Source organism: Enterobacter sp. CPE_E863 (assembly GCF_046521465.1).
In the GTDB taxonomy this organism is placed as follows: Bacteria; Pseudomonadota; Gammaproteobacteria; order Enterobacterales; family Enterobacteriaceae; genus Enterobacter; species Enterobacter adelaidei.
Window position 1 is genome coordinate 154,860 of record NZ_JBKFZX010000003.1, and the last position, 15,088, is coordinate 169,947.

14 protein-coding genes are annotated in these 15,088 nt (G+C 54.6%); 10 read left to right on the forward strand and 4 right to left on the reverse strand.

All coding sequences use genetic code 11. From position 1 onward, the window contains the following. Positions 1 to 59: 59 nt before the first annotated feature. Positions 60 to 1,163, forward strand: coding sequence for a diguanylate cyclase AdrA (gene adrA, locus ACLHV8_RS24850; RefSeq protein ID WP_108090717.1), 1,104 nt, complete (start codon positions 60 to 62; stop codon positions 1,161 to 1,163). Between the two features lie 16 nt (positions 1,164 to 1,179). On the opposite strand, the gene proC is transcribed toward adrA, so the two are convergent. Then, complete coding sequence (gene proC, locus ACLHV8_RS24855; protein WP_028017682.1) at positions 1,180 to 1,989, reverse strand: pyrroline-5-carboxylate reductase; 810 nt, start codon at positions 1,987 to 1,989, stop codon at positions 1,180 to 1,182. Positions 1,990 to 2,086: 97 nt separating this feature from the next. On the opposite strand from proC, the gene ACLHV8_RS24860 reads away from it, so the two are divergent. From ACLHV8_RS24860 to ppnP, 5 genes are all read left to right on the forward strand, one after another. Continuing rightward, positions 2,087 to 2,545 (forward strand): YaiI/YqxD family protein, encoded by a 459-nt coding sequence (locus ACLHV8_RS24860; protein ID WP_014830847.1) that lies wholly within the window; start codon positions 2,087 to 2,089, stop codon positions 2,543 to 2,545. 144 nt (positions 2,546 to 2,689) lie between these two features. After that, positions 2,690 to 3,214, forward strand: coding sequence for a shikimate kinase AroL (gene aroL / locus ACLHV8_RS24865; protein ID WP_028017681.1), 525 nt, complete (start codon positions 2,690 to 2,692; stop codon positions 3,212 to 3,214). Between the two features lie 45 nt (positions 3,215 to 3,259). After that, positions 3,260 to 3,451: a protein YaiA gene (gene yaiA, locus ACLHV8_RS24870; protein ID WP_028017680.1), complete on the forward strand. Its 192-nt coding sequence runs from the start codon at positions 3,260 to 3,262 to the stop codon at positions 3,449 to 3,451. A gap of 237 nt (positions 3,452 to 3,688) precedes the next feature. Then, positions 3,689 to 4,366 (forward strand): AroM family protein, encoded by a 678-nt coding sequence (locus tag ACLHV8_RS24875; protein WP_028017679.1) that lies wholly within the window; start codon positions 3,689 to 3,691, stop codon positions 4,364 to 4,366. Positions 4,367 to 4,437: 71 nt separating this feature from the next. Next, a complete protein-coding gene (gene ppnP / locus ACLHV8_RS24880) occupies positions 4,438 to 4,725 on the forward strand; it encodes a pyrimidine/purine nucleoside phosphorylase (protein ID WP_008503270.1) in 288 nt (95 codons plus the stop codon). A 48-nt stretch (positions 4,726 to 4,773) separates the two neighbouring features. Here ppnP and rdgC read toward each other — a convergent pair whose 3' ends face one another. After that, a complete protein-coding gene (gene rdgC, locus ACLHV8_RS24885) occupies positions 4,774 to 5,688 on the reverse strand; it encodes a recombination-associated protein RdgC (protein WP_028017678.1) in 915 nt (304 codons plus the stop codon). Positions 5,689 to 5,811: 123 nt separating this feature from the next. Between rdgC and mak the strand changes: the two genes are divergently transcribed. After that, a complete protein-coding gene (gene mak, locus ACLHV8_RS24890) occupies positions 5,812 to 6,717 on the forward strand; it encodes a fructokinase (protein ID WP_208594381.1) in 906 nt (301 codons plus the stop codon). 74 nt (positions 6,718 to 6,791) lie between these two features. On the opposite strand, the gene sbcC is transcribed toward mak, so the two are convergent. Both sbcC and sbcD read right to left on the reverse strand, forming a co-directional pair. Next, complete coding sequence (gene sbcC, locus ACLHV8_RS24895; RefSeq protein ID WP_208594380.1) at positions 6,792 to 9,923, reverse strand: exonuclease subunit SbcC; 3,132 nt, start codon at positions 9,921 to 9,923, stop codon at positions 6,792 to 6,794. After that, positions 9,920 to 11,125 carry an exonuclease subunit SbcD gene (sbcD, locus tag ACLHV8_RS24900; protein WP_049007508.1) on the reverse strand — a complete coding sequence of 402 codons (1,206 nt, stop codon included), beginning with the start codon at positions 11,123 to 11,125 and terminating at the stop codon, positions 9,920 to 9,922. The genes sbcC and sbcD overlap by 4 nt, the downstream gene beginning before the upstream one ends. A gap of 187 nt (positions 11,126 to 11,312) precedes the next feature. Between sbcD and phoB the strand changes: the two genes are divergently transcribed. The 3 genes from phoB (at position 11,313) to brnQ (ending at position 15,048) form a co-directional block, all read left to right on the forward strand. After that, a complete protein-coding gene (phoB, locus tag ACLHV8_RS24905) occupies positions 11,313 to 12,002 on the forward strand; it encodes a phosphate response regulator transcription factor PhoB (RefSeq protein WP_003859122.1) in 690 nt (229 codons plus the stop codon). Between the two features lie 21 nt (positions 12,003 to 12,023). After that, positions 12,024 to 13,319 (forward strand): phosphate regulon sensor histidine kinase PhoR, encoded by a 1,296-nt coding sequence (gene phoR / locus ACLHV8_RS24910; RefSeq protein ID WP_208594379.1) that lies wholly within the window; start codon positions 12,024 to 12,026, stop codon positions 13,317 to 13,319. A gap of 409 nt (positions 13,320 to 13,728) precedes the next feature. Further along, positions 13,729 to 15,048, forward strand: coding sequence for a branched-chain amino acid transporter carrier protein BrnQ (gene brnQ / locus ACLHV8_RS24915; RefSeq protein WP_008503262.1), 1,320 nt, complete (start codon positions 13,729 to 13,731; stop codon positions 15,046 to 15,048). Positions 15,049 to 15,088 lie beyond the last annotated feature (40 nt).

Genomic DNA, 15,088 nt, shown 5'->3' on the forward strand with positions numbered 1-15,088 from the left:
ACTTTCCTCGCACCCCCCCTCTCTATAATTTGGGAAAATGTTTCAGAATATTCCCAAAAATGATGAATGATGAATCTTATTACAACAAAAAATGCATTCGCGAAGAGTGGGATTTAACCCTTTCTCTGGATGCCCCTCACCGTGCTGGCATTCAGTTTGCCCGGCGAGTTCGGCTGGCGCGCGCTGTCGGGCTGGCGGCGATGTTTTTCCCTGTAGCGGGGATACTGGTCACCCATTTTTTACCCGGTGGCTGGTGGCTTTTACTGGTGGGATGGGCGTTCATCTGGCCTCATCTCGCCTGGCAGTTATCTTGTCGTGCTTCATCACCTCATCAGCAGGAAATTTTCAATCTCAAAATGGATGCCATTATCGCCGGGCTCTGGATTGGCGTGATGGGGATAAATGCGTTACCCACAACCGCGCTGGTGATGATGGTGGGCATGAATATGATGGGCTCCGGCGGCTGTCGACTCTTCATTCCGGGGATCATATTGACCCTGCTTTCCGCACTGTTGACGCTGCCCCCGGTCGGGAGAGTGGTGGTCTTTAATCCTGATCCGGTGGAGTGGGGCTTAACGCTTCCTGTGTTTGTGCTTTATCCCATGCTGTTTGCCTGGCTAAGCCATCGCACTGCCGTCAGGCTGGCTGAACATAAGCGGCGGCTGGAAATGATGAGTACACGCGATGGAATGACAGGAGTCTTTAATCGTCGACACTGGGAAATGCTGTTGCGAAACGAATTTGAGCAGTGCCGACGTCATAATGGTACGGCAACAATATTGCTGATTGATATCGACCACTTTAAAAACATCAACGACACCTGGGGGCATGATGTGGGTGATGAGGCGATCATTGCGATTACGCGTCAGTTGCAGATTTCGGTACGTTCAGGCGATGCAATAGGCCGTTTTGGTGGAGATGAATTTGCGGTGATTATGTCGCGGACAGCCGCTGACAGCGCAATCGCCGTTATGTCCCGGGTTCATGAACGGCTGGAAAAACTGTCGTTACCTTGCGCACCTGAAGAAACCCTGCGCATAAGCGTAGGTATCGCCACCTGGGGGCCGCAGTTTGGGCACTACCGGGAGTGGCTCAAGGCGGCTGATGTGGCGCTGTACAAGGCAAAAAATGCCGGGCGTGGCCGCACAGAAGTGGCTGCCTGACACCCGGCTGAGACGATCAGGATTTACTCAGTTTCTCTGATTTTTCCATGCATTTTGCCATCGCTTCGATGACGGCAGCACGGAATCCGCGTTCTTCCAGTACCCGCACCGCTTCGATGGTGGTACCGCCAGGGGAGCAAACCATATCTTTCAGCTCACCAGGATGTTTACCGGTTTCCAGCACCATTTTGGCAGAACCCATAACTGCCTGTGCTGCGAATTTATACGCCTGCGCACGCGGCATACCGCCCAGTACTGCGGCGTCGGCCATCGCTTCTAAGAACATGAAGACATACGCAGGGGCTGAACCGCTCACGCCGACAACCGGATGGATCATGGATTCGGCAATCACTTCCGCTTCACCGAAGCAGCGGAAAATGTTCAGGACATCAGCCACGTCTTCCGTGGTCACCAGTGCGTTTGGCGTGACGGAAGTCATGCCAGCGTTGACCAGTGAAGGGGTATTAGGCATCGCCCGGACGATTTTACGGTCATGACCCAGCGCGCGCGCCAGTTGATCCAGCGTGACGCCCGCAGCAATGGAGACGACCAGCGTCTCTTTATTCAGGCTGGAGGTGATGTCGCTCAGCACTTTGATCATGATGTTCGGCTTGACGGCGCCAAAGACGATATCGGCGACCTGGGCGACTTCCTGAGCGCTTTCGGCGGCGTTGATCCCGTATTGATCGCGCAACGCGGCGACTTTATCAGGTGACGGGGTATAAACCCAAATCTGACCCGGCAGCACCTGCCCGCTGGCGATCAGGCCGCCCAGGATGGCTTTGCCCATGTTACCGCAGCCGATAAACCCGATTTTCTTATCCATCACGACTCTCCGTCATTATGCGTTGTTTTCTCTGATTGATAGCTTAACAACGAAATGCAGGCGACAATAGTCGGCAGAGTCATTAAGGGGAGACAATATGGCGATTTGGGTTGATGCGGACGCGTGTCCGAATGTGATTAAAGAAATTTTGTTCCGTGCCGCCGAGCGTGTTCAGATGCCGCTAACGCTGGTGGCGAACCAGAATATTCGCGTCCCTCCTTCCAGATTCATTCGCGCGTTGCGGGTTCCGGCCGGGTTTGACGTGGCTGATAACGAAATTGTCCGTCTGTGTAGCGCGGAAGATCTGGTGATCACGGCGGATATCCCTCTGGCTGCCGAAGTGCTGGAGAAAGGGGCTGCAGCGCTTAACCCTCGGGGTGAGCGTTATTCACCTGCGACCATTCGGGAAAAACTCACTATGCGTGATTTTATGGATACGCTCCGCGCCAGCGGTGTGCAGACGGGTGGGCCAGACAGCTTATCCCAGCGCGATCGTCAGCAGTTTGCCGCAGAGCTGGATAAATGGTTGCTGGAAGTGAAGCGTCGCACCGCGTAATGATAACCATTGTCAATTTGTGGTACAGTATGGCCTCCTCAGGGTTGTCATCCCGTACCGCTTTGCAGTAAAGTAATCGAAACATCTTCTGCAATTATTTCTTTACACTCTTCGGCCATCCGGCATCAAGGGGAACACCTGGTTATGACCCAACCCATCTTTTTAGTTGGCCCCCGCGGCTGTGGGAAAACCACCGTTGGCCTGGAACTGGCACGCGCGTGCGATCGTCAGTTTGTGGATACTGACCACTGGTTGCAAACAGAGGCCGGAAGAACGATCGCGGACATTGTCGAACAGGAAGGATGGGACAGCTTCCGCGCACGTGAAACGGCAGCGCTGAAAGCGGTAACCACACCTTCTGCGGTTATCGCGACAGGAGGGGGCATTGTTCTGGCTGAATGTAATCGCCACTTTATGCGCGAAAAAGGGATTGTGATCTATCTCAGTGCACCTGTTTCGGCTCTGGTAGGGCGTCTGGAAGCCTTTCCGGAAGAGGGGCAACGTCCTGCACTGACCTCCAGACCGCTTAGCGAAGAGGTGAGAGAAGTGCTGGCTGAACGTGATGCGCTATACCGTGAAGCAGCACACCACGTGGTGGATGCTTCTGCGGCTCCTGAAGATGTGGTTACCCAGATTATTACTGCTCTACGTTTGGCTTGTGCCAGCTAACCGGCGTCTATACTTATAGCTCAGACATATAAAAAAGGATGAGCTATGCCGACCAGACCTCCCTATCCGCGTGAAGCGCGCATTATTACCGTTGAAAAAGGCCATACGGGTCATACTGTTACCTGGTATCAACTGCGTGCCGATCACCCTAAACCAGACTCGCTGATCAGTGAACACGAGACTGAACAGGAAGCGCTGGATGCGAAACGGCGCTACGAAGATCCTGATATAACCTGACCGTTTTCCTAAACGCTCCAGGATCGTGCCTGAATCACACTTTTTACTCATCGAGAAAGTTAAGCAGGAGTTAATATTTAGTTATTACAAGTAACTCCGATATTGACGGTCGATCTTTACATTTCGATGTGAAGATCACCTGCTACGCTTGGTGCTGTTTTGTTGAAAAAATGAACTGTGCAGCGTAGTGAGCCTGTACCTGTGTGCACGATGTTGTAGTAATGGAAGGCGATAAAGATGAAGGCGACGTTGGCGATCCTCACCATTGGTGTGGTCCCTGTAAGCGAAGTGTTACCGCTCTTAACCGAGCATGTCTCTGAACAACAGATAACGCATCTTAGCCTGCTGGGGAAGATGAGTCGGGAAGAGGTCATGGAGGACTACGCTGTCGAGGCGGGGGAGGATCCCCTGGCGACGTTATTAAGTGACGGTAAACTGGCGCATGTTTCGCGTCAGAAAATCGAGCGCTCGCTGCAAGGGGTGATAGAAGTGCTCGATAATCAAGGTTATGACGTTATTTTGCTGATGAGTACCGCACCCATTAAAGGTCTCACGGCGCGTAATGCGATTCTGCTGGAGCCGATGCGCATCATCCCGCCGCTGGTGGCCTCAATTGTTGATGGTCATCAGGTGGGGGTCATCGTCCCGATTGAAGAGTTGATGGACAACCAGGAGGCAAAGTGGCACGTGCTTGAAAAAGTGCCCTTATATGCGCTGGCAAATCCTTTCTGGGATAGCGATGCCGCACTGATTGAGGCCGGACGTGAGTTGCTGGAGAGAGGGGCGGATGTGTTGATTCTGGACTGTCTTGGCTTCCACCAGCATCATCGCGATTTACTGCAGAAGGCGCTGGATGTGCCGGTGCTGTTATCCAATGTTCTGATGGCTCGCCTGGCTTCAGAGCTTCTGACGTAATGATTTTGCGTGACAGGTGATGAGCATGGCCCCTATAGTGAATTTTTATCTAAAAATATAAGGGCCAGTTCATGCTTCAAAGTAACGAATACTTTTCCGGTAAAGTGAAATCCATTGGTTTTACCAGCAGCAGCACTGGCCGCGCCAGTGTCGGTGTCATGGCCGAAGGGGAATACACTTTTGGTACGGCCGAAGCGGAAGAGATGACGGTCGTTAGCGGTGCGCTCAACGTCCTACTGCCGGGTGAAACGGAATGGAAAGTTTACGCAGCCGGGCAAGTTTTCAACGTTCCTGGCCACAGCGAGTTCCATCTGCAGGTTGCTGAACCGACCTCTTATCTGTGCCGCTATCTGAAATAAAAAATAAGCCGGGTGGCGCTAACGCTTACCCGGCCTACGCTTTGCCTGTTATCTTTGCGCTTCGCCGCCGAGACCTTCCACCAGATTCTGAATCAACGCGGCCAGTTCCCCGGTCATCAGGATGAAGTCCGCGTCAAAACGCTGGGCGTAATCTTCCCGGTCGATGTCTTCATTCTGATCGCGCAGTTCATCGCAGAACTTCAGACGTTTCACGGAACCGTCATCGCACATCATAAACTGAATCCGCTGCTGCCAGTCGAGCGCCAGTTTGGTCACCACTTTGCCCGCTTCGATGTGTACGGCAATCTCGTCGCTCACCAGATCCTGTTTCTTCGCGCGGATCACGCCGCCATCTTCCAGCAGGGCTTTCAGCTCGGCCTCATCGAGGATCTGGAAACCTTGCGCGGCAGCACCGCTGCGTACCCACTCGGTCAGGGTCAGCTCGATTGGCGTTTCCAGCGCCAACGGTACGACCGGCAGAGAGCCGATGCTTTTGCGCAGCAGAGCCAGCGTATCTTCTGCTTTTTTGGCGCTGGCGCAGTCCACCATAATCAGCCCGTTAACGGTATCGATCCACATCATGGTCTGGCTGAAGCGGCTAAAGGCGCGCGGCAGCAGAGAGTGCAGAACTTCGTCTTTCAGCGAATCTTTTTCGGTTTTCTTCAGCTTGCGACCCTGTTCGGCTTCCAGCTTGAAGATCTTCGCTTCGAGCGCCTGTTTAACCACCGGCGTTGGCAGAATTTTCTCTTCTTTACGGGCGCAGACGATGATTTGACCCGTGCTGCTGGCGTGGGTCAGTGCATCGCTTTGTGAACCCATTGGCGGAACCCAACCGGTTTTTGCCATATCCTGGCTACCGCAAGGGGAAAAGGTGTAAGCGGCTAACTGTTTTTCCATCTCTTCTGCACGCAGCGAAACGTCGCGGCTGAGACGGTAAACCATCAAATTTTTGAACCACAGCATGATAATTTCCACGGCCTTGTCGTTAAATCAGCGGGCATGATAACGAATTGTCGCATCGCTTGCATTGCTAATCGGGAAGCGTGCTTCTACTCTGTTGATAATCAAAATAATGAGGAGAGTCTTGTGCGTATTGGGATTGATTTGGGCGGCACCAAAACAGAAGTCATCGCACTGAGCGAGCAGGGGGAACAGCTGTTCCGCCACCGTCTGCCTACGCCGCGCGATGATTATCACCAGACTATCGAGACGATCGCGAGACTGGTTGAAATGGCAGAGCAGGCGACAGGACAAAACGGCAGCGTTGGGATGGGGATCCCGGGGTCGATCTCGCCATATACCGGGGTGGTTAAAAATGCCAACTCGACGTGGCTAAACGGTCAGCCTTTTGATAAAGATTTGAGCGCGCGTCTGAAACGCGAAGTGCGTCTGGCCAACGACGCTAACTGTCTGGCGGTTTCAGAAGCGATTGACGGCGCGGCTGCCGGTGCCCATACCGTTTTTGCCGTCATCATCGGTACCGGCTGCGGTGCAGGCGTGGCCTTTGGCGGGCGTGCCCATATCGGGGGTAACGGTACGGCGGGCGAGTGGGGACACAACCCGCTGCCGTGGATGGATGAAGATGAGCTTAAATACCGCGCTGAAGTACCGTGCTATTGCGGCAAGCAAGGTTGTATTGAGACGTTTATCTCCGGTACCGGTTTTGCGACCGATTACCACCGTCTGAGTGGTCAGCCGCTCAAAGGGAGCGAGATCATGCGTCTGGTCGAAGAACAGGATTCGGTAGCTGAACTGGCGCTCCGCCGCTACGAAATGCGCCTGGCGAAATCGCTGGCGCACGTGGTGAATATTCTCGACCCGGACGTGATTGTGCTCGGCGGCGGCATGAGCAACGTCGACCGCCTGTACAGCACGGTCCCGAATCTGGTGAAACAGTGGGTGTTTGGCGGCGAGTGTGAGACCCCGATCCGCAAAGCGCTGCACGGTGATTCCAGCGGCGTGCGCGGCGCGGCTTGGTTGTGGCCGGAATAAAAGCAAAGAGTGTTTATTCCCTCTCCCTGTGGGAGAGGGTCAGGGTGAGGGCACCAGACCGCACCGCCCCCCATTCACTCCACCGCATACTCTTTATCCAGCCTGCTGTATCCCAGCCCGTTGATCTTTTTCACTTTAATCTGCACCGGAATACGCTCTTTCATCGCCTCGACGTGGCTGATGACACCGATAGTTTTCCCGGTGGCGTTTAGCGCGTCGAGGGCATCCAGCGCGGTATCCAGCGTTTCGCTGTCGAGCGTGCCGAACCCTTCATCCAGGAACAGCGAGTCGATCCGCGTTTTGTGACTCACCAGATCGGAAAGTGCCAGCGCCAGCGCCAGGCTGACCAGGAAACTTTCGCCACCAGAGAGCGTACGGGTGTCGCGCACGGCATCCGCCTGCCAGGTATCGACCACTTCCAGCTCCAGAGCATCGCTGGCTTTGCGCTGGAGCAAATAACGCCCGTGCAGGCGGTTAAGTTGCTGGTTAGCAAGCCAGACAAGATTATCCAGCGTCAGCCCTTGGGCGAACTTGCGGAACTTGTCGCCGGTACTGGAGCCGATAAGCGCATTCAGGTACCCCCAGTCGTCTGCCAGACGGCTGGCCTCTTCAATTTGCTGCATTAAAGCCAGTTGGTGCAGGCGGTTATCGCTATCCTGCTTAAGCTGCTGGCGGATCTCTCCCTGCCGCGTGGTGTTCTCACGAAGCTGCTGCGTCAGTTGCTGGAGCCGGATCTGCAGGCCTGGTGCATCGGCGTCGAGCCCTTCTGGCCGCAGCACCAGGTGCGCCTGCAACTGTTGGTTTGCCTGTCCGGACAAGGCGGCTGCCTGCTGTATCTGGTTTTCCAGCGATTGCTTCAGATGATTGAGGTGTTGGAGCATGTTCTCATCCAGCAGAGCGGCAAGGAACGCATCTTGATCGGCAAAACAGCTGGCTGACAGGGCCTGGGTGAATTGCACCTGCGATTGCTGCAGGCGCTCACGCTCCAGCGTTTCCTGCTGCCGGTGTGCCGCCAGTTGGCTCTGCAGAGACACGCATTCGTCGTGGATTGCGCGCCAGTTGTCAGGAATGGCGGGTTCGGTCTCTTCACTGTTGGTGACCGGAAGTGCGTCAAGCAGTGGCTTCAGGGCGTTTATACGTTCCTGAATCGCACCCTGCTGTGTCTGTTTTTCCTGCCACTGTGCGAACTCCGTTTCACGGGTGTTCAGCCAGGCGGCCTCTGTACCTTCTTCAGGTACGCTGAGTGAAAGTGCGGCCAGGGCGCTTTCCAGCCCCTGACGCGTTGTCGCCAGTTGCTGCTGGTACTGGCGTTCCTGCTCTTCCATTTCGTTGAGCTGGTTTTGCAGCGTCAGACGCTGGCTGAGCTGATAAAGCTGGCGTTCATAGTGCTCCTGTTCGCTCATCCAGATGGCAATATCTTCCTGAATATTCAGCGAAATATTTAATGCCGCGCAAACCTCCTGCCACTCTTTAGTGAGCGCTTGCTCTTCCTGAGAGAGTGTCTGCGCTTCGCCTGTCTCGCGCTGGATCTGTTGAGTCAGGGCATTAACCTGGCCCAGAACCAGCAGCCCTTCCTCTTTTAGCGAGGCGACCTCTTTTTCCAGGGCATCACGGCGGCGCTGATTATCAGTCAGTTCAAGTGCTTGATATTTCTCCACGGCGGGATGTTCGCTGGAGCCGCACAGTGGACAGGGTTTACCTGCCTCAAGCTGAGAACGATAGCTTTCCAGATCTTTAATCGTCGCTTCACGTTCACACAGGGCTTTCAGGTCCAGATAGTGCTGGTTTTTCTCTTTGTATTGCAGGCGACGTAGCGTCAATGTTTCATTGAGTTTTACCTGCTCAGCCAGGGCCTTCTGCATGCTTTCACCGTTCTGGTGCAGGCGTTTTTGTAGCGGCTGATAGCGGGCATGGAGCGAGGTCAGACGTTGACGCATCGTTCGTGACTGCGCCTGTTGTTCCATCGCTACTGCAACCTCATCCACCGTCAGCGTCAGGGTTGTTTCCGGCAGGGCGGCCCGTTTATGGCGTAATTCAGTGAGGCGGGCGGTCAGGGCAGTAAGCTGATTTTTATCACGGCCAAGCTGAGCGAAGTGCGCTCGCCAGCCTGCCATTTCCTGTCCCCATAAGCGGAATCGATCATGTTCTGCCTGCCACTGCGTCAATACCGTTAATTCAGTCTGCAACTGCTCATGGGTATGAATGGCGGTATTACGGATACGCGAGCGCAGCGCGGTTTTATCGTGTAAGCGAGTATTTACTTCGATAATTCGCTGCTGGGTTTGAGCCAGACGCGAGGCTTGCTCTTGCTGGTGCTCCCAAAGCGGTCGAAGCTGAGCGGCGGGTTGAGCAAGCTGGAGCTTTGCCAGGTCAGGCGCGGCGTCGGTCAGCGCCTGCTGCGCCTGCTGTTGTAACACGGTTACGCGCTGTTGCTCGCGAAGAAGCTCATCATGGCGCGTAAGCCACTGATAATCCTTCTGCTGGCGCTGCTGTTGTGCCAGCAGTGTTTTTTCTTCGTCAGTAAGTGCCTGCAAACTTTGCTGTAACTGCTGCTGTTGCTCTTCGTTCAACAGCACAACGCCCGCCGCCTGCGCCTCGTACTTTTCAAGCACGCTGCGGGCAGCTTTGTGTTTCTCAAATACCATGGCGGAAATCTGGCCGTAGATCTCAGTGCCGGTCAGCTCTTCCAGCAGCTCGGCGCGATCGCTCGGTTTGGCGTTAAGGAAGGCGGCAAACTGCCCCTGTGAGAGCAGCATTGAGCGGGTAAAGCGCCCGTAGTCCAGCCCGGTGAGCGCGGCGGTTTGCTCCAGCTTATCCGTCACTTTGTCGGCCAGGATTTTGCCATCTTCGCAGCGCGCCAGCTCCACGCGCGGCGCCTGCAGGTTCCCGTCCGGCTGGTTGCGCGCCCGGTTCTGGCTCCAGAAGGCGCGATAGGCGGTGCCTTTTACCTCGAACTCTACTTCCGCCAGGCATTCAGCGGTGTCGCGCGTCATCAGATCGTTTTGCGCCTGAGAGACCTTCTGCAGTCGCGGTGTTTCGTGATAAAGCGCCAGACAGATGGCGTCGAGCAAGGTGGTTTTACCTGCCCCGGTCGCGCCGGTGATGGCAAACAGCCCGTTGCTGGCAAACGGCTCAGCGGTAAAGTCAATTTTCCACTCGCCCTTGAGTGAGTTGAGGTTTTTCAGACGCAGGCTCAGGATTTTCATGCGTTCTCCTCCTCGTTATTCAGCGCGTGGAGCGTATGGGCGAACAGCTCGTTCAGCCGGGCGCGTTTTGCATCGTCCATCTCTTCCTGGGCCAGTCGGCGTTCAAAAACCTCTTCGACTTTAAGTTCACTCAGCGTTTCGCGCTGAGCACTCAGCAGGATTTTTTCGCGCTGCTCGCGACTACGGCGTACCAGTAAAACCTCGACAGGAAGATCTTCCGTCAGCGCCTGAATTTTTCGCTGCATATCATGCAGATAGTCGTCTGTCGTGATTTCGATATCCAGCCAGACGGGGGGATTAAGCGCAGTGCCACGCCACTGTTCAAGCTGGGAGGTGATGGCATCAAGGTCACCCTTCAGCACCGCCAGCGGCTGGGTAACAGGGACTTCCAGCGTTTCGACGGCGCTCAGTTTACCTCCGTTAAAACTCACCAGATGCACAGACTTGGCTTTACCTGTTTCATCAAAACTCAGCGAAATGGGCGAGCCACAATAGCGAATGTGTTCGCAGCCACCGATGATCTGCGCGCGGTGGATATGCCCTAGCGCAATGTAGTCGGCAGGCGGGAAATTTTGCGCCGGGAACGCATCCAGCGTACCAATATAGATGTCACGTACGGCGTCACTTTTACTGGCTCCGACGGTGGTGAGATGCCCGGTCGCAATCACCGGAATGAGCTGTTCGCCGCGCAAGGTACAGGCATCGGTATATTGTTGGTGATAATAGTCAGTGATGCTCTGCAACAGATGCTGCTGTTTTTCCCCGCCGGACATCCCTGCCTGGCTCTGCACGATATCGCGTGGGCGCAGGAAGGGAACCGGGCACAGCACCGCTCCCGGTGTACCGTCACGTTTTTTCAGGATCTGCGGCGCATGCCCGGCACTGGCCACCACGGTAGTGTTCAGGAAGGCCAGGATGTCGCGGGATTCATTCAGCGTGGCGACGGAGTCGTGATTACCGGCGACAATCACCAGATGGCAGCCTGTTTGCTGCAGATTTACCACGAAGCGGTTGTACAGCTCACGCGCATAGCTTGGCGGCGAGCCGGTGTCGAAAATGTCACCCGCGACAATAATCGCATCCACTTCGCGCGATCGGGCCGTTTCCAGCAGCCAGTCCAGGAACGCTTCATGCTCAGCCGCACGGCTTTTACTGTAAAAGTTTTGACCCAGATGCCAGTCCGAAGTGTGAAGTATGCGCATAGGAGATCCGTGGCGAAAAAAGATGTAGACGATTATAAACATTCAGGGAGCGGAAAATAACCGCTGTAATAAAACAACAGTTTGCCATTTATGGTGGTAAGGTTTTTCATAAATCTGTCATAAATCTGACGCATAATGACGCCGCATTACAAACTTGTAACTTAAATAAGATAAGACAGGGCAAAGTATGGCGAGACGTATTCTGGTCGTAGAAGATGAAGCTCCAATTCGTGAAATGGTGTGCTTCGTGCTCGAACAAAATGGCTTCCAGCCGGTTGAAGCGGAAGATTATGACAGCGCGGTGAACCAGTTGAATGAGCCCTGGCCCGATCTGATTCTGCTCGACTGGATGTTGCCTGGCGGCTCTGGACTGCAGTTTATCAAACACATTAAACGTGAAGCGATGACCCGCGATATCCCCGTAGTCATGCTCACGGCACGTGGTGAAGAAGAGGATCGCGTGCGTGGGCTTGAAACGGGTGCCGATGATTACATTACTAAGCCGTTTTCCCCGAAAGAGCTGGTTGCTCGCATCAAAGCCGTAATGCGCCGCATTTCACCGATGGCAGTGGAAGAGGTGATTGAGATGCAAGGTCTGAGCCTTGACCCGACCTCACACCGCGTCATGACGGGCGAAAACCCGCTCGACATGGGGCCTACCGAATTTAAACTTCTGCACTTCTTTATGACTCATCCGGAACGCGTCTACAGCCGCGAACAGTTGCTGAATAACGTCTGGGGAACTAACGTGTATGTCGAAGACCGGACGGTTGACGTCCATATCCGCCGCCTGCGAAAAGCGCTGGAACTGAGCGGCCACGATCGCATGGTGCAGACGGTCCGCGGCACGGGTTATCGTTTTTCTACCCGTTTCTGAACAATGACAGGAGTGTGACGCGTGCTGGAACGTCTGTCATGGAAAAGGCTCGTCTTTGAACTGATCTTATGTTGTATTCCGGCCTTCATTCTGGGGGCCTTTCTTGGACATCTGCCGTGGTTTCTGCTGGCCTCGGTCACCGGGCTGCTGATCTGGCATTTCTGGAACCTGTTACGCCTCTCCTGGTGGCTATGGGTTGACCGAAGTATGACACCGCCGCCGGGAAGCGGCAGTTGGGAGCCGCTGCTTTACGGTTTGCATCAGATGCAGATGCGTAATAAAAAGCGCCGCCGCGAACTGGGAAGCCTGATCAAGCGTTTTCGCAGCGGGGCGGAGTCGCTACCGGATGCGGTCATTCTGACGACCGAAGAAGGGACAATCTTCTGGTGTAATGGTCTTGCGCAACAGTTGCTGGGGTTGCGCTGGCCGGATGATAATGGCCAGAATATCCTCAACCTTCTGCGTTATCCTGAGTTTGCGCAGTATCTAAAAAAGCGTGATTTTACCGGTCCGCATAATCTGAAACTCAATAATGGTCGCCATCTGGAAATCCGCGTGATGCCCTACAGCGATCGGCAGTGGCTGATGGTGGCGCGCGATGTCACCCAGATGCACCAGCTGGAAGGCGCGCGACGCAACTTCTTCGCGAACGTGAGCCACGAATTACGCACCCCGTTGACCGTACTGCAGGGTTACCTGGAGATGATGCAGGAGCAAACGCTTGAAGGTGCGCCACGTGAAAAAGCGCTGCACACCATGCGCGAGCAAACGCACCGTATGGAAGGTCTGGTGAAACAGCTGTTGACGCTCTCAAAGATCGAAGCGGCGCCAACGCTTGCGCTGAATGACACCATTGATGTCCCCATGATGCTGCGGGTGGTGGAGCGTGAAGCACAGACGTTAAGCCATAAGAAGCACCACCTGACTTTTGAGGTCGACAATACGCTGAAGGTTTTGGGCAGTGAAGATGAGTTGCGCAGCGCCATTTCCAACCTGGTGTATAACGCGGTGAATCATACACCGGAAGGGACGGAGATCGTGGTGCGATGGCAGCATACCCCTACGGGCGCTGAATTTAGCGTCGAGGATAATGGTCCGGGGATTGCTCCGGAGCACATCCCGCGTCTGACCGAACGCTTCTATCGCGTGGATAAGGCGCGATCGCGACAGACAGGGGGAAGCGGTCTGGGGCTGGCGATTGTAAAACATGCCGTCAATCACCATGAAAGCCGCCTCGATATTCAGAGTACCCAGGGTAAGGGAACCCGCTTTAGTTTCGTGATCCCGGAACGATTAATTGCCAAAAAGATCGCCTGATAACGGGTGTGTCATTTTACCTTTCCACGGGTCAGCGTTTGCTGGCCCGTTTGCTTTGCAGTCAAACGAAACGCGAATGAATTTTATACGGCTGACTGTTTTTTGTTCGCATGATTAGCCATGGGTTTTTCTGATAATTAGCGTATTGTGCTGGTATGTTTTTTCATGGTGGCATATTGTTCTGGTTTTGCGATCCCACCTTGCCTTTAAACGTTATAAGCGTTTAAATTGCGCCCCAGATACTGTCAGACCGACTGTATTTGCGTGGTAAATCGAAAAACTATTCTTCTCCACGCCAGGACGGGAGCATTTCCCGCTGAAATTGAGCAATTTTTCGGCTGTATCTTCCCACCAGGGAAATCGAAAAGCTCAATGTTTTCAACACCACATCCACAGGCAGTAAGGTTTTATGACCCATCACTTAAAATCGCGTGACATCATCGCGCTGGGCTTTATGACATTTGCGCTGTTCGTTGGCGCAGGCAACATCATTTTCCCTCCAATGGTTGGTTTACAGGCGGGTGAACACGTCTGGACTGCCGCATTTGGTTTCCTGATTACTGCTGTGGGTTTACCGGTACTGACCGTTATCGCCCTGGCGAAAGTGGGTGGCGGTGTTGATAGCCTCAGCACCCCGATCGGCAAAGTGGCGGGTGTTCTGCTGGCAACCGTCTGCTATCTGGCAGTGGGCCCACTGTTTGCGACCCCGCGCACGGCGACCGTTTCCTTCGAAGTGGGCATTGCTCCTCTGACCGGTGACGGCGCGATGCCGCTGTTTATCTACAGCCTGATCTACTTCGCGATTGTGATTCTGGTTTCTCTCTATCCGGGCAAGCTGCTGGATACCGTAGGTAACTTCCTGGCTCCGCTGAAAATTGTGGCGTTGATTGTGCTGGCGGTTGCGGCGATTGTCTGGCCGGCAGGTCCGATTAGCGACGCCATGGATGCCTACAAAAATGCCGCATTCTCCAACGGCTTTGTGAACGGCTACCTGACGATGGATACGCTGGGCGCAATGGTGTTTGGTATCGTCATCGTTAACGCCGCGCGTTCCCGTGGTGTGACCGAAGCACGTCTGCTGACCCGCTACACCATCTGGGCTGGCCTGATGGCCGGCGTGGGCCTGACGCTGCTCTATCTGGCGCTGTTCCGTCTGGGTTCCGATAGCGCCATGCTGGTTGATCAAAACGCGAATGGCGCGGCTATTCTGCATGCTTATGTTCAGCACACCTTCGGCGGTGCGGGCAGTATGCTGCTGGCAGCGCTCATCTTCCTGGCATGTCTGGTGACCGCCGTTGGCCTGACCTGCGCCTGTGCTGAGTTCTTTGCGCAGTATCTGCCGCTCTCTTACCGCACTCTGGTGTTTATTCTCGGCATTTTCTCCATGGCGGTGTCCAACCTCGGTCTGAGCCACCTGATTCAGGTCTCTATTCCGGTGCTGACGGCTATCTACCCGCCGTGTATCGTGCTGGTGGTACTGAGCTTTACTCGCCCGTGGTGGAATAACTCCTCACGAATTATTGCGCCAGCCATGTTTATCAGCCTGATTTTTGGTATCCTTGACGGGATTAAAGCATCAGCTTTCGCAGAAATTTTGCCAGCCTGGACACAGCGTCTGCCGCTGTCCGAACAAGGCCTGGCCTGGCTGATGCCTACCGTTGTTGCACTGGTTCTGGCGGTTATCTGGGATCGTGCTGCAGGGCGTCAGGTCGCATCGAACGCCCATTAATCAACGGCAACAAACTGTTTAACCACGGGGCTTAAGGCCC

What these genes read in the sequence shown, in the direction of transcription:
- sbcC (WP_208594380.1), bottom strand. Translation starts at nt 9,923, where the DNA reads ATGAAAATCCTGAGCCTGCGTCTGAAAAACCTCAACTCACTCAAGGGC.
- phoB (WP_003859122.1), top strand. Translation starts at nt 11,313, where the DNA reads ATGGCGAGACGTATTCTGGTCGTAGAAGATGAAGCTCCAATTCGTGAA.
- brnQ (WP_008503262.1), top strand. Translation starts at nt 13,729, where the DNA reads ATGACCCATCACTTAAAATCGCGTGACATCATCGCGCTGGGCTTTATG.
- proC (WP_028017682.1), bottom strand. Translation starts at nt 1,989, where the DNA reads ATGGATAAGAAAATCGGGTTTATCGGCTGCGGTAACATGGGCAAAGCC.
- ppnP (WP_008503270.1), top strand. Translation starts at nt 4,438, where the DNA reads ATGCTTCAAAGTAACGAATACTTTTCCGGTAAAGTGAAATCCATTGGT.
- aroL (WP_028017681.1), top strand. Translation starts at nt 2,690, where the DNA reads ATGACCCAACCCATCTTTTTAGTTGGCCCCCGCGGCTGTGGGAAAACC.
- sbcD (WP_049007508.1), bottom strand. Translation starts at nt 11,125, where the DNA reads ATGCGCATACTTCACACTTCGGACTGGCATCTGGGTCAAAACTTTTAC.
- yaiA (WP_028017680.1), top strand. Translation starts at nt 3,260, where the DNA reads ATGCCGACCAGACCTCCCTATCCGCGTGAAGCGCGCATTATTACCGTT.
- ACLHV8_RS24860 (WP_014830847.1), top strand. Translation starts at nt 2,087, where the DNA reads ATGGCGATTTGGGTTGATGCGGACGCGTGTCCGAATGTGATTAAAGAA.
- ACLHV8_RS24875 (WP_028017679.1), top strand. Translation starts at nt 3,689, where the DNA reads ATGAAGGCGACGTTGGCGATCCTCACCATTGGTGTGGTCCCTGTAAGC.
- rdgC (WP_028017678.1), bottom strand. Translation starts at nt 5,688, where the DNA reads ATGCTGTGGTTCAAAAATTTGATGGTTTACCGTCTCAGCCGCGACGTT.
- adrA (WP_108090717.1), top strand. Translation starts at nt 60, where the DNA reads ATGATGAATGATGAATCTTATTACAACAAAAAATGCATTCGCGAAGAG.